This window comes from Pseudoalteromonas sp. NC201 (assembly GCF_002850255.1).
GTDB lineage: Bacteria > Pseudomonadota > Gammaproteobacteria > Enterobacterales > Alteromonadaceae > Pseudoalteromonas.
In genome coordinates, this window is sequence record NZ_CP022522.1 from 1,754,456 (window position 1) to 1,775,320 (window position 20,865).

General features: G+C 42.7%; 17 protein-coding genes. 15 read left to right on the forward strand and 2 right to left on the reverse strand.

Features of this window, described 5'->3' with window-relative positions:
• The first annotated feature begins 1 nt into the window (after window position 1).
• The 3 genes from lysC (at window position 2) to PNC201_RS07260 (ending at window position 3,406) form a co-directional block, all read left to right on the forward strand.
• Window positions 2-1,348 (forward strand): lysine-sensitive aspartokinase 3, encoded by a 1,347-nt coding sequence (gene lysC / locus PNC201_RS07250; RefSeq protein WP_102056625.1) that lies wholly within the window; start codon window positions 2-4, stop codon window positions 1,346-1,348.
• Window positions 1,349-1,470: 122 nt separating this feature from the next.
• Complete coding sequence (locus tag PNC201_RS07255) at window positions 1,471-2,001, forward strand: DUF924 family protein (protein ID WP_010604514.1); 531 nt, start codon at window positions 1,471-1,473, stop codon at window positions 1,999-2,001.
• A 79-nt stretch (window positions 2,002-2,080) separates the two neighbouring features.
• Window positions 2,081-3,406, forward strand: coding sequence for a sodium-dependent transporter (locus PNC201_RS07260; RefSeq protein ID WP_102056626.1), 1,326 nt, complete (start codon window positions 2,081-2,083; stop codon window positions 3,404-3,406).
• 61 nt (window positions 3,407-3,467) lie between these two features.
• Here PNC201_RS07260 and PNC201_RS07265 read toward each other — a convergent pair whose 3' ends face one another.
• Window positions 3,468-4,268: a DUF2989 domain-containing protein gene (locus tag PNC201_RS07265; RefSeq protein ID WP_102056627.1), complete on the reverse strand. Its 801-nt coding sequence runs from the start codon at window positions 4,266-4,268 to the stop codon at window positions 3,468-3,470.
• A gap of 188 nt (window positions 4,269-4,456) precedes the next feature.
• On the opposite strand from PNC201_RS07265, the gene PNC201_RS07270 reads away from it, so the two are divergent.
• The 7 genes from PNC201_RS07270 to PNC201_RS07300 all read left to right on the forward strand — a co-directional run bounded on the left by PNC201_RS07270 (window position 4,457) and on the right by PNC201_RS07300 (window position 13,265).
• Window positions 4,457-5,902: a glyceraldehyde-3-phosphate dehydrogenase gene (locus tag PNC201_RS07270; protein ID WP_010604517.1), complete on the forward strand. Its 1,446-nt coding sequence runs from the start codon at window positions 4,457-4,459 to the stop codon at window positions 5,900-5,902.
• Between the two features lie 245 nt (window positions 5,903-6,147).
• Window positions 6,148-7,275, forward strand: a complete 1,128-nt coding sequence (locus tag PNC201_RS07275; RefSeq protein WP_010604518.1) for a M14 family metallopeptidase — start codon at window positions 6,148-6,150, stop codon at window positions 7,273-7,275.
• A gap of 135 nt (window positions 7,276-7,410) precedes the next feature.
• On the forward strand, window positions 7,411-9,081 hold the full coding sequence (locus tag PNC201_RS07280) for an alanine/glycine:cation symporter family protein (protein ID WP_102056628.1): 1,671 nt from the start codon (window positions 7,411-7,413) through the stop codon (window positions 9,079-9,081).
• A gap of 108 nt (window positions 9,082-9,189) precedes the next feature.
• Window positions 9,190-9,516, forward strand: coding sequence for a hypothetical protein (locus PNC201_RS07285; RefSeq protein WP_010604520.1), 327 nt, complete (start codon window positions 9,190-9,192; stop codon window positions 9,514-9,516).
• 2 nt (window positions 9,517-9,518) lie between these two features.
• Complete coding sequence (locus tag PNC201_RS07290; protein WP_010604521.1) at window positions 9,519-9,800, forward strand: YeaC family protein; 282 nt, start codon at window positions 9,519-9,521, stop codon at window positions 9,798-9,800.
• Window positions 9,790-12,474, forward strand: coding sequence for a DUF349 domain-containing protein (locus PNC201_RS07295; RefSeq protein ID WP_102056629.1), 2,685 nt, complete (start codon window positions 9,790-9,792; stop codon window positions 12,472-12,474). The genes PNC201_RS07290 and PNC201_RS07295 overlap by 11 nt, the downstream gene beginning before the upstream one ends.
• Before the next feature lie 191 nt (window positions 12,475-12,665).
• Window positions 12,666-13,265 (forward strand): polymer-forming cytoskeletal protein, encoded by a 600-nt coding sequence (locus PNC201_RS07300; protein ID WP_102056630.1) that lies wholly within the window; start codon window positions 12,666-12,668, stop codon window positions 13,263-13,265.
• 43 nt (window positions 13,266-13,308) lie between these two features.
• On the opposite strand, the gene PNC201_RS07305 is transcribed toward PNC201_RS07300, so the two are convergent.
• On the reverse strand, window positions 13,309-13,971 hold the full coding sequence (locus PNC201_RS07305; protein ID WP_102056631.1) for an FMN-dependent NADH-azoreductase: 663 nt from the start codon (window positions 13,969-13,971) through the stop codon (window positions 13,309-13,311).
• A gap of 107 nt (window positions 13,972-14,078) precedes the next feature.
• On the opposite strand from PNC201_RS07305, the gene PNC201_RS07310 reads away from it, so the two are divergent.
• The 5 genes from PNC201_RS07310 to PNC201_RS07330 all read left to right on the forward strand — a co-directional run bounded on the left by PNC201_RS07310 (window position 14,079) and on the right by PNC201_RS07330 (window position 20,862).
• The gene (locus PNC201_RS07310; protein ID WP_102056632.1) at window positions 14,079-14,966 is read left to right on the forward strand and encodes a LysR family transcriptional regulator; all 888 of its coding nucleotides are present in this window, start codon (window positions 14,079-14,081) and stop codon (window positions 14,964-14,966) included.
• Window positions 14,967-15,077: 111 nt separating this feature from the next.
• A complete protein-coding gene (locus PNC201_RS07315) occupies window positions 15,078-15,881 on the forward strand; it encodes a phosphate/phosphite/phosphonate ABC transporter substrate-binding protein (protein WP_102056633.1) in 804 nt (267 codons plus the stop codon).
• Between the two features lie 31 nt (window positions 15,882-15,912).
• Window positions 15,913-17,526, forward strand: coding sequence for a sensor histidine kinase (locus PNC201_RS07320; protein ID WP_233525226.1), 1,614 nt, complete (start codon window positions 15,913-15,915; stop codon window positions 17,524-17,526).
• A gap of 247 nt (window positions 17,527-17,773) precedes the next feature.
• Window positions 17,774-18,268, forward strand: coding sequence for an RNA polymerase sigma factor (locus PNC201_RS07325; protein ID WP_233525247.1), 495 nt, complete (start codon window positions 17,774-17,776; stop codon window positions 18,266-18,268).
• Window positions 18,269-18,540: 272 nt separating this feature from the next.
• Window positions 18,541-20,862, forward strand: a complete 2,322-nt coding sequence (locus PNC201_RS07330) for a TonB-dependent siderophore receptor (RefSeq protein WP_233525227.1) — start codon at window positions 18,541-18,543, stop codon at window positions 20,860-20,862.
• Window positions 20,863-20,865 lie beyond the last annotated feature (3 nt).

The window sequence follows — 20,865 nt, forward strand, 5'->3', positions numbered from 1 at the left end:
AATGAATTCGCAGTATGTTGTAGCCAAATTTGGCGGTACCAGTGTCGCTGACTTTGAGGCTATGTCTCGTTGTGCTCATATTGTTCGTGACAACCCAAATGTTCGAGTGGTCGTTGTGAGTGCGTGTGCTGGCGTAACCAATCACCTTGTAACGCTAACCCAACAAAAGGAAGATGAGGCCGGGCGCAAAGCGGTTGTTGCAGCGGTTGAAAACATACAGCAAGCGATTATCGACCAAGTGTCTTTGGATGCTGATCTTGCTGAGGGTTACAAGCAAACTTTCAGTGAATTTGAAAGCCTTGCGAGTTTACCTGCACTTAGCAGACAGCAATGCGATGAAATGTTGAGCTTTGGCGAACGTTTTTCTTCTTATTTGTTTACCCAAATACTACGTAATAACCAGGTTCAGGCGTCGCGCTTTGATGTGCGTAAAGTGCTTAAAACAGATAATCAATTTGGTAAAGCGAATCCGAATATTGCAGCTACGCGTGAAGCTGCGCAAACCAATTTGGTCGCGCTACTTGGCGACACAGTGCAGGTGACGCAAGGGTTTATTGGTAGTGACCAATACGGCCAGACGACTACGCTTGGTCGTGGCGGTTCTGACTATAGTGCTGCATTGTTAGCAGAGGCAATTGACGCGTCAAGTGTGCATATTTGGACCGATGTCGTTGGTATTTTCAGTACCGATCCGCGTTTGTGTGTAAAGGCTAGACCTATTCCTCGTTTGAGTTTTGATGAAGCGGCAGAAATGGCGACATTTGGTGCTAAGGTGTTACATCCCGCAACGATATTGCCAGCGAGTCGTAAAGGTATTTCAGTATTTGTTGGTTCAAGCCGTGATCCGCAAGCGGGTGGCACTTGGATTGAAAAAGAGAAAACGGCGCAAGCAGGCATTCGCGCAGTGACACAACGCAAAAACCAAATACTATTGACGTTAAAGAGCCCTGAAATGCTTCTTGCTAGCGGCTTTTTGGCTCGTATCTTCACCATTTTAAGCAATTACAATATATCAGTTGACTTGGTAACGACTTCGGAAATTAGTGTTGCGCTTACGCTGGATAATGCGCCGAATGCTTCTCGACCAGAGCTAGAACAAGCTTGTTTGGATGAACTTAGCGAGTTTTGTCATGTGACCGTTGAAAATAATCTCACTTTGGTGGCCATGATAGGTTCTGAGATCCAGTTGAAGAAGTGCCAACTTAACCTGATGGATGTGTTGTCAGAGTTTAATATTCGATTGATATGCCATGGTGCGAGCAAGCACAATCTGTGCTTTTTAGTTGAGCAGCAGGAGTCAGATCAGGTTGTGCAATCAATTCATGCTAAATTACTAGAGGTTGCGTAAGTGAATTTATTGTTTTTTAGGAACTAATAAAAAAGTTGCATTATTGAATAATGGATGGCACTTTGTTTATAACGGTTAGGGTCTGCTGACCATCAAGTTTGTTTTTCCCTAGGAGTGCCATCATGAATTATAAAGACGTCTACGAATTCTGGTTTGTTGAATGCACTGAATCAGACTGGTGGAAGAAGTCTGCGGACTTTGATCGCATAATAAAAAATCGCTTCGGTATTTTGCACCAAATGGCGCACCAAGGTGAGCTTTCGAGCTGGAGAGCAACACCACTTGGTGCACTGTGCGAAATCATTATCTTAGATCAGTTTTCACGCAATATATTCAGAGACACTCCAGAGGCGTTTGCCAGTGACCCTTTGGCGTTAAGTCTCACCCAACACGCCATCGAAAAGGGCTACCACCGCCAGCTCAACGATACTGAATTGATGTTTTTATATCTACCTATGATGCATAGCGAAAGTCGCATCATCCATCGTGCCGCAGATCATTATTTTCGCGACCTGCCCAATTATGATTTTGAAGTCGCGCATAAAAAAATTATCGATAGATTTGGCCGTTATCCCCATCGAAATGAAATACTCAATCGCGATTCAACAGAAGAAGAAATGGACTTTCTAGAGACGCCCAACTCGAGTTTCTGAGGCACGGCTCGAACCTCTCGCATTTTTAGCGGAAGTACGTATAATCGGCCGTCTACAAAAATAATGATTGATTACAGACATGGCTCATACGCGCGATGGATTTCAAAGCCGACTTGGCTTTGTGTTAGCAGCAGCTGGTGCGGCTGTTGGACTTGGTAATATTTGGGGATTTCCCACACAAGCCGCAAACCACGGTGGCGGTGCATTTTTACTGGTTTATTTTGCGGTAATTTTCTTACTCGCATTACCTGCACTTTACACAGAATTGTACTTAGGCCATCAGGCACAAGCAAACCCAGTTAAAGCACTTAAGACAGCCTGGCGTGAAGGTAATCCGAAAATAGGAGCCGCGGCGGGGTATATCGGCCTTGCTGGTGCTATTGTGATGCTCAGCTTTTACTCCATCGTGGCTGGGTGGATGCTGTCCCATGCACTTGATCCTCTTGCGCAAATGGCTGAACTAGATGCTGCACATCAGTTTCTTAGCGGTGATTCGATGCTGAGAAACTTTATCTTTACGCCACTAATGTTAATTTTGACTGCGAGCATTATTCTTAAAGGCGTAAAATCAGGCATAGAAGCTTGGTCACGCAGACTTATGCCGTTGTTACTGGTATTACTGCTTTGCCTTATTGGCTATATGGCGACATTAGACGGTGCAGCAGAAGGGTTTAGAACGTATTTAGTTCCGGACTTTTCAAAAATTAGCGATCCTGACTTGATCATTGCGGCGATGGGGCAGGCATTCTTTTCGTTGTCGTTGGGTGTGGGCTGCATGATGATTTATGGCTCGTACTTAAAACCGAATGAAAATCTACCTAAGCTGACGTTTAGTGTTGCAATGCTAGACACCAGTGTCGCATTTTTGGCCGGTTTACTTATTATCCCTGCAATATTCGTTGCGCAGCAAAATGGTGTTCAAGTATTTCAAGACGGCAAATTAATCGGTGAAGGCCGGTTGATTTTTGCCATTTTACCCGAGCTATTTGCCAATATGGGTGAAATGGGATTATTAGTTAGCCTGACTTTCTTTGTGCTTATGTCTATTGCGTCGGTAACGTCTACCATTTCTTCAACAGAAATTCCGGTATCTTTCTTGGTTGAAAACCATGGCTTTCAACGTAAACAAGCGACTGGGTTGGTTACGTTAGTTATCTTATTAGCATCGAGCACGATTATTCTAAACTTTGATTGGTTGTTCGAATTGGTGATCAGTCTATTCACGCAATATCAGCTACCATTGATGGGGTTGTTCTACTTTATTACTGTTGGCTGGGTTTGGAAGCGTGGTAATCAGCTTCACTTAGAGTCTCGTGGTGCACATTACTGGTTTGCTCAGTATGTTAGATTTGTTTGCCCAATCTTAATGACCGCGGTATTTATTAACGTAGCACTGGCAAAGTAGTGATCATTTATTCTCAAAAACGGGAAGCATTGGCTTCCCGTTTTGATTTTTATAACTAAGCTCAAAAATCTCGTGGGGAAACAAACTCCCCAGCTTGAATGCTTTCGTAAGTTCTTTGCGCCAATGAATCTAAGTTGGCTAAATCTTTGCCCATTGAAGCCAGTTGGTTTGTTACTGGAATAATATCAATATCTTCAACCCCAGAAAGCTGGGCCACTCGGGCAAAAGTATATGCGTGCTTATACTTTTCGTGTTTGTAGAAAATACTGACTAAAGATGAATAGACTTCTGGGTTAGGGGTATGACCTCTTTTATTCAGCTCTAATACGCGGTAGAGAATATCAACGGTTTTATCGTCATCTACTTTGGCATAAAACTCTGCGAGGAAAAGCTGAATTTCGGGATCGTTTTGGACCCTAGGGTCGTCTTGCATATTCAGTAGCTTGTTCATTGCTGTGCGATCACTGTTACGAGACCAATGATAATAGAGCAGGCCTGGGTGGTTACTGCCTTTTGTTTCATTGTAAATACGCGTCATTTCTTTTAGTGCGGTGAGATGACCTTCCACTCGTGAAGTGGTCTTTTCTTTTAACTTGATGTGCTCAATTTTGGCGGCGCGAGAAACACATTGGTTGTAGCTTTCTAAATTTTGCAACAAGTCATATTTGTTTTCGTCCGTTGGAGACTTGTATTCGTGGTAGCGCGCGTAAATTAGCGACGCACGTTCGTCTTTACAGTGACTGTCTTTATTTAAGTCTTCACAAAAACCAGGCGTTTCGCTACACACTTGGTTCAAGGTTAGGGTGTCGTCGCAACCAGCAAGTAGTAACGCTGCAAAGATTAGCGACTTTTTAAACGCCATAGTTTGACCTCAATGATTTTTTATAATTATAGGGGGTTACGCCCGAATAAACAGGGTAGAGCTAATAGTTTACTAGTTTAACGCAATGAATTGTTCGGTAACAGTGGAGAATCACGGCAGTTTAAATTAGAATAGCCGTGCCCATTCGGGCTATCCGTTCAAAGAAAATTGTTTATTAGGCAGAAAAAATGACCTTATCTCACGAGCAAGAATATCAAAACAGCTGGCAAGAGCGTCAAGATTATGCAGAAAGCATGCAACCCCTAATCGGTCGTCTATACCGTAACAAAGGCGTTGAAATCTCTGTATACGGTCGTCCTCTTGTGAGCGCAAGCACCATTGATGTTATCAAAGCACACAAAACAGTAGCACGCTTTGAAGAGCGTAAACTACGTCTTCGTGAAAGCTTTCCATTCTTAGAAGTGATCAGCAAAATGGAATTAGCACCAGGTCGTGTTGACCTTGGTAAGCTAGCTTATGCCTACATTTATAAAAATGCAGGTGAAGGCCGCTCAATCGAAGAGTTTTTAAATGCAGAACTTGCAGAATTACTAAACCAAGGTGCACGTCCAGAACCTCGTGACGTCGTTCTTTATGGTTTTGGTCGCATTGGCCGTTTATTAGCACGCCTACTTATCGAACGTGGCGGCTCTCACGCTGATTTACGCCTTCGTGCAATTGTTGTTCGCGGTGGCCGCGATGGTGATCTCGAGAAACGTGCAAGCTTATTGCGCCGTGACTCAATTCATGGTCCTTTCAATGGTTCAATCACAGTAGACCATGAAAAAGGTGCGATTAAAGCAAATGGTAACTACATTCAGATTATCTACGCAAACTCACCTGAAGAAGTGGATTACACAAAATACGGTATTGAAAACGCGCTTATCGTAGATAACACAGGTGTGTGGAAAGACGAAGATGGCTTAGGTAAGCACCTTAAGTCAATTGGTGCGTCTAAAGTGTTACTTACAGCGCCAGCTAAAGGTGACATCAAAAACATCGTTTATGGTGTTAACAACTCAGACATTCAGTCTGAAGACAAGATTGTGTCTGCAGCAAGCTGTACAACTAACGCAATCACACCGGTATTAAAAGCACTTAACGACAAGTTTGGTATTAAGAATGGTCACGTTGAAACGGTTCACTCTTACACCAATGACCAAAACTTGATCGACAACTACCACAAAGCTGAGCGTCGTGGTCGTAGTGCAGCATTGAACATGGTTATTACTTCAACTGGTGCTGCGAAAGCGGTTGCTAAAGCACTTCCAGAGCTTGCTGGTAAACTAACTGGTAACGCAATTCGTGTACCAACACCAAACGTATCAATGGCAATTCTTAACCTAAACCTAGGTAAAGAAACAACTGCTGAAGAGCTAAATGAATTCCTTCGTGAGTCCTCACTTTACTCTGAACTACGTGACCAGATTGACTACACTGCATCAACAGAAATCGTGTCTACTGACCTTGTGGGTAGCCGTTATGCAGGTGTGGTTGACTCAAAAGCAACCATCGTTGATGGCGACCGCGTAGTACTTTACGTATGGTACGATAACGAGTTTGGTTACAGCTGTCAGGTTGTACGTGTAATGCAAGACATGGCGGAAGTAAAATTCCCGAGCCTACCTCGCTAACACGAAATTTACGATAAAAAGCCAGCACCAGCTGGCTTTTTTAGTTTTTGAAACAAATTGGTTGTGGTAGGCTTGCAAAGATAGGTCAGCTACAATTAGCTAACAAAAAGTTACACCTTAACTTTGTGCAAAGGCAGGCACAGTATTACCTCTTTTTGAGGCTTAATATTGTTCTAGACTGAAGCAAAGTTGAGTATGGTAACAGTGTATTTACACAACAGTTTTTAACTTATTTAGGGAAACCTATGCGCATTACGAGTAATTTCGATAGTGGTAATATCAAGGTGGTAAAAGCAGAATCACCTGCGGATATTCAACTAGAAATCAATAAAGACAATGAGTCTGACTTTTTTCAATGGTTTCACTTTAGACTTGAGTCTACGCCTTTTTTAGAGCACAAAATTCATATCAACCAACTACTAAACTCAGCGTACCCTGAAGGTTGGGATGACTATCATGCGGTTGCATCTTACGATCGTCAAACTTGGTTCCGTGTGCCAACCCGTTATGAGAATGGCACATTAACTATCGATTTTGAGCCTGAATGTGCTCATACCTACTTTGCTTATTTTGCTCCTTATAGTTATGAGCGCCATTTAGACCTAGTCTACTGGGCTCAAGCCCATGATGCGTGCGTTGTAGAGACGCTAGGTCAAACGCTTGATGGCCGTGATATGAGCTTACTCACTATTGGTGAGCCGTCAGATGAGAAGAAAAAGATTTGGATCACGGCGCGCCAGCACCCAGGTGAAACGATGGCAGAATGGTTTGTTGAAGGTCTACTTCACAAATTATTGGATGACGAAGATCCACATTCCGCTGCACTGTTATCGAAAGCGGTATTTTATGTCGTGCCAAATATGAATCCGGACGGCAGCGTTCGTGGTCATCTGCGTACAAATGCAAAAGGCGTTAACCTTAACCGTGAATGGCAAACGCCAACACTTGAGAACTCACCTGAAGTTTATTATGTATTAAATAAAATGCATGAAACTGGGCTGGATATGTACCTCGATATTCATGGTGACGAAGCATTACCGTATAACTTCGTTGCGGGCAGTGAAGGTATTCCGAGCTATGATGAGCGTCTACAACGTTTGGAAGAATCTTTCAAGGCGGCACTGTTGACTATTACACCTGAGTTCCAAGATGAATTTGGTTACGATAAAGATGCACCGGGTGAAGCAAACCTTACCGTTGCTTCGTGTGCTGTTGGTGAAGCGTTCAAAGCGTTGGCTTATACCGTTGAAATGCCGTTTAAGGATAATGCAAATCTGCCGGATCCATACTTCGGTTGGTCAGACCGACGCTCATATCAGTTTGGTCAAGACACCTTAGCTGCAATCTTAAATGTGGTTGACGACTTAAGATAAGCTTAAAGACGGGTAATCACCATATTGATTACCCGTTTATTTTTGTGCGTTTAAAAGAACAACAAAATAATATTTAAAAATAATAAAGTAGAACACCTCAACAGGGTGTAATAACAACAATAAAGGGGAATATTCGTGGATGCGTTAGGCAGCTTATTAGATAGCTTGGATGGAATGTTAGGTGGTTCACCTTGGTTCCCGTATGTACTGTTAGGGGTAGGTTTGTTTTTTACAATCTACTTGAAATTTCCACAGATCCGATATTTCAAACATGCTTGTAAAGTCGTTACCGGAAAATACGATAAAAAGGGCCTAGAAGGGGATACCACACACTTCCAAGCACTCGCAACGGCACTTTCTGGCACAGTTGGTACTGGGAATATTGGTGGGGTGGCACTGGCAATTTCAATCGGCGGGCCTGCAGCATTATTTTGGATGTGGATGACGGCCTTTTTCGGTATGACAACCAAATTTGTGGAAGTCACGCTATCGCATAAATACCGTGTACAAACAGATGATGGCACCATGGCCGGTGGTCCAATGTACTATATGGATCGCCGCCTAAACATGAAATGGTTAGCGGTATTATTTGCAATTGCGACTGTGATTAGCTCATTTGGTACAGGTAGCTTGCCGCAGATCAACAACATTGCTCAAGGCATGGAAGCGACCTTTGGTTTTGCACCGATGGCAACAGGCGCTGTGCTTTCAGTTTTACTTGCGCTTGTTATACTTGGTGGTATCAAGCGCATTGCTGCTATCACTTCTCGCGTTGTGCCATTAATGGCTGCGATTTATATTCTTGGCTCTTTTGCCGTTATTTTCTACAACATTGAGAATATCGTTCCTTCTTTCCTTTCTGTATTTACAGATGCTTTCACGGGATCTGCGGCAGCGGGTGGTTTCTTAGGGGCTTCTTTTGCGTATGCATTTAACCGTGGGGTTAACCGAGGTCTATTTTCTAATGAAGCGGGTCAAGGTTCAGCACCAATCGCGCACGCTTCGGCAAAAGCCGATGAGCCAGTATCTGAAGGTATGGTTTCCATTCTGGAACCGTTTATTGACACAATCATTATCTGTACCTTGACGGGATTGGTTATTTTGTCATCGGGGGTGTGGACTGAAAAGTTCGAAACTCATTTTGAGCGCTCGTCTATGGTTATCTTAGACGGTAAATATGACGAATCGAATCAACAAGACCGAGATGCATTGTACGCCTACTTGAATGGTAAAAAAGAGCATACTGTCAAACCTTTCAATGGTGAGATTGAAGTCGTACAGGGTAAGGCGGTAACAGAAAACTTTACCGTGATCCACTCGCGCTCTATTGGTGAGCAAGTACGTTTTGGTATTACAGAGCGTCACAAGTACACAGGTACCGTCGAAGTGAAAGACGGCTTGCCAACAGACAATAGCATCAGCGTGATTGGTTACTCTTTAGTGCATTCGGCAGAGCTGACAACCAAAGCATTTACCCGAGGTTATTTGGGCGAAAATGGTAAATACATCGTTTCGATTGGCTTGTTGTTATTCGCGTTTTCTACGGCAATTGCATGGTCATACTATGGCGACCGCGCGATGATTTATCTTCTGGGTAGCCGCTCGGTCATGCCATATCGCGTATTCTATGTTGCAGGTTTCTTCTGGGCGTCGTTTGCTGATACGACACTAGTGTGGAAGTTGGCTGCAGTGGCCATTGTAGTGATGACCTTACCTAACTTATTTGGTATTTTACTACTCAGAAAAGAAATGAAATCTTCAGTTAAAGAATACTGGGAAGATTTCAACAAAGAACACAAACAGTGAGCGAATTTTAATTAAAATTATCTTGTCATTTAAGGACAAGAGTTCGCAAAGGTAGTAGAATAGGGCGCCTCACAGGTGCCCTTTTTTGTATTATGGAGAAGTAACACGATGGCAATAGCACAGTGCCCAAGCTGCGGTAAATCTATTTCCTCCAAACATAAGTCCTGCCCGCATTGTGAAACCAATTTAGCAGACTTTTCTCAAGAAGACAGAGAGAGAGCGGCCTCTAGAAACCGTGTAAAACGTCAGCAATCAGTAATGAATTACTCGTTTATTGCACTGATCTTAGTGCTAGGCGGATTCTTATATATCTATTGGCAGCAGCCTGAACCTAACTCGTTTGAAATGATCGCAAGCAAAAGCGCTATAGGCATAGGTGCGGTTTGGTACTTAATTAATCGAGTCATCCTCGTTATTTTGAAAAAGAAAAAGTAGTAATGAATGTAGATAGCTTAGTTCAAAATATTACCCCTGAAGTATTCGAGCGTTTGCAATACGGCGCGTCAACTGGAAAGTGGCCTGATGGTACGTCGCTAAGTGATGCGCAAAAAGAGCAAACCGTGCAGTTGGTCATGCTATATCAAGCAAAAGTAGCCAAGTCCAATGAGCAGTTCACCATCAACGAAAAAGGTGAAATGGTGCAAAAATCCAAACGCGAATTACAACAAGAATTCAAAGCCGACAACGAAATAGCTAGGTTCAGTGAAAATGATCTTTAAACACCTTTTTACACCGAAATGGAAACACCCTAAGGTTGACGTTCGCTCACAAGCAGTGGACAAGTTAGACTTAAGCAAAGACGCAACTTTACTACATACGCTAGCACTTGAGGACGAGTCTGCACAGATCAGAAAAAAGGTACTTACTAAGGTAAATGACCTTGGTCTTTGGTGGAAAGTTTATAAGCAAGATAGCGAGCTAAAAGAGCTTGCTGAGCAGAAAATTTCGAGTGCGGTTATTAATCAAGACACCGCACTGCAGAGCAACATTCGTGAAGAATACATTGAACGCTACGCGCCAGCTAAAACACTTGAGAAAGTTGCGTTAATTGAAACCGATTTAACGAACAAAGTTAAACTGCTTAAGCGCCTTGCGAATGCCACGTTAATCGAAAAATCCTTCAAAGAAGGTGATGAAGCACTTCAGATCGCTATGTTGGAACTGATTGCACAGCATTCACTTGAAAAGAGTGTCCTAAAAGCAGCCAAAGGTGAAGCGCTGACTTCTCTTACTGGATCACTGGAGCAGCAGCGATTAGCAAAAGAAATGCCTGCTCAAGTTGCTGAGCAAACGCGGGTTGTACTTGCCAAGTTAAACGCGCTAAGAGATAAGCAAAACTATGAAACTGTGAACGCGCAAGCACAACAGTTATTTGCACAGTGGCAAAGCATTGAGCTTAAGTGGTTAGATGCTGAAACGGTAACTGCACTAGATGCAAAGTATCAACAAGTAGCAGATAAATTAAACCGTCATCTCAATGAGTTACAAGTTAAACATCAAGCGCAGCAAGCTGAGTTAATGCAAAAGCAAAATCAAGCCCTAGAGGTTGCTGAATTAACTGCTGAACTTGAAGCCATTGAAAAATCGGTCGAAATTGCATGTAAAACACTTGACTTAGCCTCGCACGATGCACTGGTTAAGCGTAGTGAAGTATTAAAAGGCAAAGTGTCTGCACCTCAATATGTCACTGTTGAAGCGCTTGGCGAGTTTACCCGAAAACTGCAAAATATTGAGCGTGATCTTGCCGATTTGCCCGCACTTATTGCTGCAAGTGAAACCTTCAATAATGCCTTAGCAGAGTTGAAAGCAGTTGAAGTACCAACTTCATTAGAATCGCTTGATACCCAAGTGCAAGCACAAAAAGACCGCTATGTTGCAGCGCGTAAAGCACTAGATTCACTGCCTAAGGTATTGCATAAATCAGCAAAAGCTGAGCTATCAGATGTAAGCCAAGTGTTTATGACAGCTATCGAGCCGCTGAAAAATGAGCAAGAAAAAGCACTCAAAATCGCGAAGAAGAAAGCACGCGATGTGCAACGATTAATTGATCAGGGCCGATTTAACGTGGCATTTGGCGTTTTTAATGGCTTTATCGAGCAGTTTGAGTTGCTAACACCAAGCTACAAAAAGCAGCTCGAAAACCAGCATGAAAGCTTGTCTCAAGCACTAAAAGACCTTAAAGATTGGCAAAAGTATGCTGCTACACCTAAACGTGAAGAATTGCTTGCGGAGCTTGATAACAAACTCGCTGAGGAGGCGGTTGACCCAGTTAAACGTGCTGAGGAAGTAAAATTACTTAGAGTACGTTGGAACGAGCTTGGTCATGTTGAAACGGAACAGGAAAAGGCACAAGCCGCTCAATTTGATGAAAAAATTGAATTATTGTTTGTACCGTGTCGCACTTACTTTGCGGAGCAAGAAGTACAGCGTGAGCAGGCAAAAATAGCGCGTGAAGCGGTGATTGAAGAAGTGAAAGCACTGCTTGGTACTTTGGATAACGAAGGTATTGATTGGCGAGAAGTTGAAGCACAATTTAATCGCCTAGCCAAAGCATGGAAAAATGCTGGCAATGTGGATGCCAAAGTCTATCAAAAGCTGAATTCGATTTACCGTGAGCACCATCAAGCGGTTTACGAGAAACTTAAAGCCTTCCATCAAGCCAATGCCGTTGAAAAGACAAAGCTAGTTGAAACTGCACAGCAGCAGCTAGAGGCTGAAGATTTGGCAGCAGCTTGTGACTTACTGAAATCATTGCAAAAACAGTGGCAGCAAATTGGTTTTGCTGGTGCCAAACAAGAGCATACTCTGTGGAAAGCATTTCGTGCCCATAATGATGCCGTGTTTGAGAAGCGCAGCGCACAATATGCAGAGCAAAAAGCACAGGAGAAGTCGCAGGAAGCCGAGCAGCGTCAGTTGTTAGCAGAGTTCGACAACAAGGTCATAGAAGCGGTAACTCAAAATGAACTGGTTGCTATTCGTAACGAACTCAATATGTTTATTGTAGTGTCAGGACTAAAGCAAGAAAAGAATCGTTTATTGTCACAAGTGAAGTCGAAATTAGATGATCTGTTTTCATCTCAGCGTCGCGAAAAGTTCAATGAATTGGTGGAAGCGGTAGACACTGACGGTGATATTCCAAGTTCGTGGCAAGGTAGCAATAAAACCTCGCTAAACGCTGCCCAATTGCTGCTAAGGCTTGAAATTTTAACGAATCAGTCATCACCAGAAGCGTTGCAAAGCGAGAGAATGTCTGAGCAAGTCGCGATGCTGGATGCAAAACTGCAAGGTGAAGAAAGCAGCCTTGAGACTTACCTTATCAGTTATCTAGCTGAGGCTGAAAAAGCCGATATAGTGACGTCAAAAGGCAGGTTACTTGCTGTTTTGAACGCATAGTCATTATATACTTTGAGCCTACTCAGAACACTCTGGGTAGGCTTCTCCGATGTAAACTTTATCCGCCTCTAACACCTCCTGAGCTCGGTTTGAATGCTAAGGTTAAGTGAAATCTGCTTAGTGGCTCTAGGTAGTTACACCACTTTGTCTTAATACTTTGCTCTAGTAACCAATAATAAGAAGAAAAAATAATGACCAACAAACTTTACCAATATCCACTTGCACTTGCGTTTACCTTCAACTTGGTTGCATGCTCGGTAGGTAATCTTAACGCTACTCATGGTGAAGACTTAAGCCATTTTGCTGGAAATATTAATGTGGCAAGTGGTCAAAGAGCCGGGAACTTATCCTTACAAAATGGCAATATTACGCTAGCTGAAGGGGCCAAAGTTAAATCTGCAGAAGTGACTAACGGTAATGTTCAGCTTGATAAGCATAGTGAAGCGCAGTCGGTTAATATTGATAATGGTAATATTATGCTGATGGAAAAAGCGCACGTATATGGGAGCATTCAAGTTACCAATGGTAATATTGAGATTGGTGAGTCGGTTCTAATTGAAGGAAGCGTCATCAACGCGAGCGGAGATATTACAATTGCCAGCGGCGCTACTATTTTAGGTGATGTGATCTATCGTCATGCAGGATATCTTGCTTCTAAGCTTGAGAAAGACATACCAACGCTTACAATTAGTGATGGTGCAAAGATTGTTGGCACTATCCAGCTTTATCGTCCTATTCATATTGAACCTAAACATCTACAAAGTCAGATCACTTACCACTATAAACAGTAAGCTGCATGAGAGTAAGGTGAGCGTAATACGCTCACTTGTGCTCTTACTTAGCGCTAAGTATTTGCGCTAGTTTGTGTACATCATCAATAGCACGTTGTTTTGAGTGCTTATGCCTGTCATCTCCAAACTCTTGATACTCAGATGCGATTTCATAAAACGCCTCAGCACCTAAATATGGAGCCAACTGCTCGATATGGCTACTTAGATGATTCAAATGATATTGTGACTCACCTTTTTTAAATGCAAATTCTCCCCAAGATGCCAGTAATACGAGAGTTTTACCCGATAAAATTGGCTCAAGTGGTTTATCACCTCGTGCTAAATCAAAGCTGAAGGTTTTATTTACTCGGATCGCCAGATCAAACCAAGCCTTTAGCACGGCAGGCATGCCGTAGTTATACATAGGACTTGCGATTACGATAATATCGGCATTGGTCACTTCTTTGATAATTTCGTCAGACTCAGCGAGTACTAAGCGTTGCTCTTCGCTCAACACGCCTTTTGCAAATGCAGCCGCTATAAATGCTTCATCGATGAATGCAGGTTGTTTCACGGAGAGGTCGCGATGGGTGATTTCCACTTCATGTGTGAAGCAGCTAAATTTTGTCAAAAATTGCTCACCTAACATCCGGCTAATTGACTGATGTTGCGAACTCGTCTCACTATACTTTCTTACGCTACTACTTATATATAGAATGTTTTTCATGGCTTTTCTCCAGTTGTGTTCTGTGCTTTATTGTGTGCTTACGTGAGCAATGTGACAACTGAGAAGAGTTCACAAATAGATGAGATAAACTAACTTATAGGTTTGCTATGTTCACACATTTACCGTCTTTGAATAACATAAAAACCTTTGCGGTTGCTGCGCACTACTTGAGCTTTAAAGATGCGGCGCGGGTACTTAATGTTACGCCTACGGCAGTGTCACATCAGATAAAATCACTGGAATCACAGTTAAGGGTTCAGCTTTTTGAGCGAAAAACGCGAGCAGTGCAATTAACATTACAAGGACAGACACTGGCAAAGGTGTGTATTGATTCACTTAATATGCTCGATAATGCGTTTATTGAGTTTACTGAGCAAAAGAACGATTTGCTTATTTCATGTTGTAATTCATTTGCTGCACTTTGGCTTGCTCCGAATATGGCTGCCATTAATCATGCTTTCCCAAACCAAACCGTCACAATATGCGCGAGCGATCAACTCATTGATTTAAATAAAGAGAAGCATATTGATATCGCCCTGCGTTATGGCAAAGCGGATCCGAATTCTAATGAAACTCATCTTATTACCGAGAAAATTGGGCTTTATGCTAGCCCAAATTATCGGGTGCCAGACCAAGGTAAACCTGTACTATTTCTCACCCATTGGCAAGACGAAACGGGGCTTGAAAATATTCCTTGGCGAGCGCACATTGACGAAAGCCATTATGACTTGCGTTATTTTGAGCAAGAACACTTTGTCTTGCAGGCGGCTGTGGCCGGGCAAGGGCTGGCACTATTGAGCGATGTATTAGCAGAGTCAGCAGTAATACAGGGGTGGTTAAGTAAAAGCCCAACAATGGAGGAATTTTCAGGCTATGGCTATTGGCTCAGGCAAACGACTTATCGCAAGAGTTCGGCGATTGTTCACCAGTTTACCATTTGGCTGGCAAGCGCGTTACAAAATATCAAGGCCAACAAAGATAAGGACACAAGATAAAGGACAGGCACTTTTATCAATGAGCAGATAAGCCGTTTTTTAATATTGATCTATACTTTTGTGGAACTTAAGTCCTTATTCGAAAAGTGTTTATTGCTAGGTGGTGATGTGATGATAAAAATCCTGCTGATGAGTCTCATTTTATTTCCCGCTTTATGTTTGAGTGGTGATTATACCTTCGCCTTTGTGCCGCAGCAGTCTGCAAATAAGTTAGCCAAAAATTGGCAGCCTATTCTCGATTATCTCAGTGATAAGACCGGAGATAACTACACGTTTAAAACCGCTAAAGATATACCAACCTTTGAAGCCCGGGTGTTGAAGCAAGAGTATGATGTAGCATACATGAATCCCTATCACTTTGTTGTATTTAATGAGCAGGCGGGTTATCAAGCTATCGCCAAGCAAAGAGATAAAATGATCAAAGGGATCATCGTGGTTAAAAAGGGGGCTGGTATCGCTGACTTGTCGCAGTTGCGAGGAGAGACGCTTGCTTTTCCGGCTCCTGCTGCATTCGCTGCAAGCATTTTGCCCCGTGGTGAACTTGTGAAACAAGGTATTGAATTTACACCAAGGTATGTCTCTTCCCATGATTCTGTTTATCTCAACGTGTCGAGAGGATTTGTCAAAGCGGGCGGTGGTGTTATGCGTACTTTCAACAACGCCGATCCCAAAATTAAATCACAACTCGACATTCTCTGGACGACAAAAGGTTATACGCCACATGCATTTGCCGTAAAAAAAACAATGCCAGAAGATGCAAGGCAAAGATTAGTAGAGGCGTTGACCTCTCTTGAACTGAGTGAAGAGGGAATTAGGCTACTCGAAGCGGTGAATTTCAAAGGCATTATGGCGGCGTCGAACGAGGACTGGCAAGACGTAAAAGCATTAGAATTAGAAACCTTAGTTGGCAATTAGTACGCGGACTATTAAGAAGCCCCACAACTGAATGAAAAGGCTATCGTTAAGACTCAAAACCATGATTGGCACCGCTATTATTGAAGCGGTGTTGTTGAGTGCGCTCATATTTGTAGTGATTGATTTTATGATGGAGTCTGCAAATGACGCCATGAATAAACGCGCAACGACGACCGCAAGCCTGTTTGCGAGTGCGACCAAAGATGCGGTGCTGTCATACGATTTGGCCACACTGGATGCTTTTACCAATGAGTTATTAAGTAACCCAGATATCCTTTACGTTAAAGTCATCGATGGTGAAAACCAAACTCTTTCTTTTGCAGGTAACGAGCGCTTAAAAGAACGTACATTTGAAGGTGATACGTTAGTTGAAACAGTTACCGACGGTATTTTTGATATTCATGCTGATATTGTTGAGGGTGGGACACTGTTTGGCGCCATTCAAATAGGCATAGATATTGGCACCATAAATCGAGCTATGTCAGAGGTAAAACGCTGGACGGTTTCCATCGCGCTGTTTGAAATGGCGTTAGTTGCTATTTTCTCTTATTTTCTCGGTATATATCTCACAACCAATCTGTATATACTGAAGAATCAAGCTAAATTTATCGCTCGGAATGTCAAAAACGGCGTGTTTGATTTCAAATGGAAACCAATACAGAGTAAAGATGAGTTACAAGAGCTATCTTTGGCGTTTGATGAGCTATCACAAACCTTAGCCGAAGAGCATGAGCGTCGAGAGCGATATAAGCATGACTTGATTGAGCTAAATAAACATCTAGAAGAATTAGTGGCGCAAAGAACTGAAAAACTGAATCAGAAAAATCAGCAGCTTGAGGCTACCAATAGAGAGCTTGAAGCCGCACAGCAACAGCTTGTTCACTCAGAAAAAATGGCATCGGTGGGTCAATTAGCCGCCGGGGTTGCCCATGAAATAAATAATCCGCTCGGTTTTGTCATGAGTAATCTCGATGTGATGCGTCACTATCATGGCGATTATGCCGAACTTGCAAAGCGTGCGATTCAGCTTGGACTTGAACCCAGTACACTCGTAGCGTTTAATCAGTTTATTCAAGACAAAGACTTTGCTTTTATTAATAGCGATTGTACTGAGCTTATTGACGAGTCGATGACTGGGCTACAAAGAGTGTCTGCAATTGTGAACGACCTCAAACAGTTTTCAAGGGCAGATACTATTCAATTGCAACCTTGTGATATTAACGCCTGTATTAAGACAACGTTAAATCTGGTGGAGAGTAAGCTCAAATATCATGCTAATGTGATCACACAACTGAATGAAGTCCCTCAAGTGCTCGGTAATCAAGGTAAACTAATTCAAGTATTAACGAATTTACTGATCAATGCGGCTCAGGCATTGAAAAGCGAAGGAGAGATCCGCGTCTCAACAAGTCTAGAACAACAGCGTGTACTGATCCGAATTCAAGATGACGGGGTGGGGATCCCCGAAGAAATAAAAGATAAAATATTTGACCCATTTTTTACGACTAAGCCCATTGGCAACGGGACAGGCTTAGGCCTTTCAATAAGTTATGACATTATTAAAGAGCATGGTGGCGAGCTTGTAGTAGAAAGTGAGGTTGGGATTGGAAGCTGTTTTACTATCACCTTGCCTGTTTCTCCTTGAACTCGAAAAGCAGTTTGATCTTGCCCTTGTTATTCAACACTCAAGTATAAATTATCCGCAGTTCAGATCCGCATTCTAGTAATGAATATCAGTTGGTGTGAGCCTGAGACAAAGGATTTCTAAATAAAGGGTGATGGATTACCTTCACCCACTTAGGCTTTATATCTCAGAAGTATTGCAATTTTCATAAATGGTAATTATTATCATTCGCAGTTTTTGCAAGGACTTGCGTGTTGACTTATAAATGATGTATTCACAAGAAATATTACAGTCACTCTCCTCAAATGAATGTGCACTAAAACGTTTTCTGACTAGCAAGCTTGGTTGCTCAGATACAGCGTCAGACATTCTACAAATCATTGCTGAAAAGCTGTTAAAGATGAAAACAAATCGAAATGTAGAAAATCCAACTGCCTATCTGTATCGCTCAGCCCACAATGAAGTCATTAACTACTTCCGTACTGAACAGGTCAGAGCCCAGTATGAAAAAGCGTACATGACGACATGTATTGATAGTCAAATAGCCGATATTTCAAAGTGCCATATCAGCTCGTGTGAGCTTCGTTGCATAAACTTGGCACTGGACGAGCTGCCATTGTTAACCCGGCAGATATTTTTTATGTACACCATCAAGGGTGTTAAACAACGAGATATTGCCACACAGTTAGCAATTAGCCTGTCAAATGTAGAAAAGCGTCTCACCGTAGCAATAAACTTTTGTAAAGAGGTACTGTCTCGGTAAGTACGGGTGGCACTTTCGCTGCTCGCACATAAAAAGTATGACGAACACCTTTCAGTTACTACTTATCTTAATGCTCGCCGTTACGCTAAAGCGGATTTTTATAAGATTTTTACGGGTTTGCTAATTCGTAGACGTCTTAACGATGAATTATATAAATGGGTACATGAAAATAGAGGATGACCATGAAAAGCCATACTTTTAGAATAAATAAGTTTCAGCATGCGATAAATATATGTAGACGGAGCTTATTTATTTCTAGCGCAGGACTCATATTGGCAACTGCGAACGTTTATGCTAGCGATACTACGTACCAACTAAATATAGAACCCCAAACGCTTTCTACAGCGATAACCGAACTGTCAGCTGCAACGCAGCAGCACATTACTGCATATGGTGTCGCGTTAGCAGAGCAAAAAACGATACAAGTGAAGGGAAACTATACGACGGAAAAAGCACTTGAAATTCTTTTGAAAGGAAGCGGGCTTGTTGCAACTAAAGTTGACGAAAATCGTTTCTCAATCCATGAAGTAGGCGCAGCTCTCACGCGTGATAATGAAATTGAACGTATTGCGGTGACGGGCAGTTATGTGGTCAATGAGCCAATAGACACGGCAACAGGTTTGGGTCTGACATTGCAAGAAACTCCGCAAACCGTGAATATTATTACTCGGCAAAGTATTGAAGATCAGGCGTTAACGTCACTAACCGATGTGATTAATAATGCGTCTGGCATTTCGGCCAAAGCTTACGATAGCTCAAGGAATGCGTTTTCGTCTCGAGGCTTCAATGTTGACAACTACCAAATTGATGGGGTGCCAGTACAGTGGAATGGCGCGCAGAGTGCTGGTGAGTCGCTTACCGACACCGCACTCTATGAACGTATTGAAATCGTGCGGGGGGCTACTGGGTTGTTGACCGGCGCAGGAGATCCGTCGGCATCGATTAACTTGGTTCGTAAACACGCAAATGCGAGTGAACTTAGTGGCAAGGTAATTGCGCGCTTAGGGCGCTGGAACAATTATTATGCGAGTGTTGATCTGGGCACCGGGCTAAACGAAAGCGGATCTGTTAGAGGTCGAACGGTTATGGTGCTCCAAGAAGGCGACTCTTTTGTCGACTATGAAAAAAAGAGTAAACAGGTTTTTTATGCCACCGTTGATGCAGATTTGTCGAATGCAACCTTACTGCGATTAGGGTATAGCATTCAAGACAATGAACCCAAAGGCTCTCAATGGGGCGGGCTGCCAATATTCAACTCTGATCTCAGCCGTACAGACTTTGATCGTTCAGCTTCAGTGGCCGCAAAATGGAGTAGTTGGGCCAGTACACATAAAACATTTTTTGCAAACCTACATCACAGCTTTAGTAATGGATGGGAGTTGGTTGCCCATGCGAATAAAAATGTCAGCACTGCAGACATGTATTTACTTTGGGTATCCGGACTTCCTCATCCTGTGACGGGGGCTGGGATGACTGCTTCTGGATCGCGCCTAGAAAATGAAAGAGAGCAGATTGACTTTGGTGTCAGATTACAAGGCATGTACTCTTTATTTGACCACGAACATGAATTTGTAGTTGGGGCTGCAAAGAGCGATCAGGACTTTGTGTATTACGGCTATGAAGGTGGGGGGAGCAAAACTGCCAAACCAGTCACAAACTTTTTTGAGTGGAACGGGGAATTTGACCAGCCAGATTGGGGTCAAAAATACATCAGCCAGGATTACACCACTGAGCAAACAGGTTACTTTGCTGCGACACGAATACATTTGAGCGATAAATTTAAGGCAATTGTTGGTGCACGGTTAGCGAGCTGGAATAGGCAGGGTGTATCCTATGGAACAGACCAAGACTATGGCGATGATGACGTATTTATTCCCTATGCGGGGCTACTGTATAGCTTAAATGACAGTCATACGATTTATACAAGTTATACGGAAATCTTTAAGCCGCAGAATGCGGTTGACGCTGATGACAATTACTTAGACCCCCTCACTGGGATCAATTATGAAATTGGTTTGAAAAGCACTTATTTCAATGATGCGTTACATACCAATATAACTTACTTTCAAACACAGCAGGAAAACTTAGCGGTTGTTGACCCTGATTTTGTTCCACGTCCTGATAAGTTAGCTGCATACAAGGAAGCAGATGGTGTTGAAAGCGACGGTTACGAGCTCGAAGTAGTCGGTCAGATCATGGACGGCTGGAAGATTAATGCCAATTATACTGCATTCGAAGCAACCGCTGAGGATAGTAGTGGCACATCAAATACGGTTAATACGCGATTTCCTCGAAAAATATTTAGATTATTCAATACCTTTGAATATAACCAATTTACATTGGGTGCAGGTATTTCTTGGGAGGGTGAAAACTACACTGACATAAAATCACCATTAGGCAATGTACGAGTTGAACAGCCAGCCTATTCACTTATCAATTTAATGGCTAGATACCAACACAACGAGGCGCTATCAGTACAACTAAATATTGATAATGCCTTTGATAAAGAATATTACAGTCAGATCGGCTTCTACTCGCAGCTAGCATATGGTGAGCCAAGAAATATTAGTTTGAGTCTTCACTACAAACTATAAATT

What these genes read in the sequence shown, in the direction of transcription:
- PNC201_RS07255 (WP_010604514.1), top strand. Translation starts at nt 1,471, where the DNA reads ATGAATTATAAAGACGTCTACGAATTCTGGTTTGTTGAATGCACTGAA.
- PNC201_RS07305 (WP_102056631.1), bottom strand. Translation starts at nt 13,971, where the DNA reads ATGAAAAACATTCTATATATAAGTAGTAGCGTAAGAAAGTATAGTGAG.
- PNC201_RS07275 (WP_010604518.1), top strand. Translation starts at nt 6,148, where the DNA reads ATGCGCATTACGAGTAATTTCGATAGTGGTAATATCAAGGTGGTAAAA.
- PNC201_RS07315 (WP_102056633.1), top strand. Translation starts at nt 15,078, where the DNA reads ATGATAAAAATCCTGCTGATGAGTCTCATTTTATTTCCCGCTTTATGT.
- lysC (WP_102056625.1), top strand. Translation starts at nt 2, where the DNA reads ATGAATTCGCAGTATGTTGTAGCCAAATTTGGCGGTACCAGTGTCGCT.
- PNC201_RS07295 (WP_102056629.1), top strand. Translation starts at nt 9,790, where the DNA reads ATGATCTTTAAACACCTTTTTACACCGAAATGGAAACACCCTAAGGTT.
- PNC201_RS07270 (WP_010604517.1), top strand. Translation starts at nt 4,457, where the DNA reads ATGACCTTATCTCACGAGCAAGAATATCAAAACAGCTGGCAAGAGCGT.
- PNC201_RS07265 (WP_102056627.1), bottom strand. Translation starts at nt 4,268, where the DNA reads ATGGCGTTTAAAAAGTCGCTAATCTTTGCAGCGTTACTACTTGCTGGT.
- PNC201_RS07290 (WP_010604521.1), top strand. Translation starts at nt 9,519, where the DNA reads ATGAATGTAGATAGCTTAGTTCAAAATATTACCCCTGAAGTATTCGAG.
- PNC201_RS07285 (WP_010604520.1), top strand. Translation starts at nt 9,190, where the DNA reads ATGGCAATAGCACAGTGCCCAAGCTGCGGTAAATCTATTTCCTCCAAA.
- PNC201_RS07320 (WP_233525226.1), top strand. Translation starts at nt 15,913, where the DNA reads ATGAAAAGGCTATCGTTAAGACTCAAAACCATGATTGGCACCGCTATT.
- PNC201_RS07300 (WP_102056630.1), top strand. Translation starts at nt 12,666, where the DNA reads ATGACCAACAAACTTTACCAATATCCACTTGCACTTGCGTTTACCTTC.
- PNC201_RS07325 (WP_233525247.1), top strand. Translation starts at nt 17,774, where the DNA reads ATGTATTCACAAGAAATATTACAGTCACTCTCCTCAAATGAATGTGCA.
- PNC201_RS07310 (WP_102056632.1), top strand. Translation starts at nt 14,079, where the DNA reads ATGTTCACACATTTACCGTCTTTGAATAACATAAAAACCTTTGCGGTT.
- PNC201_RS07260 (WP_102056626.1), top strand. Translation starts at nt 2,081, where the DNA reads ATGGCTCATACGCGCGATGGATTTCAAAGCCGACTTGGCTTTGTGTTA.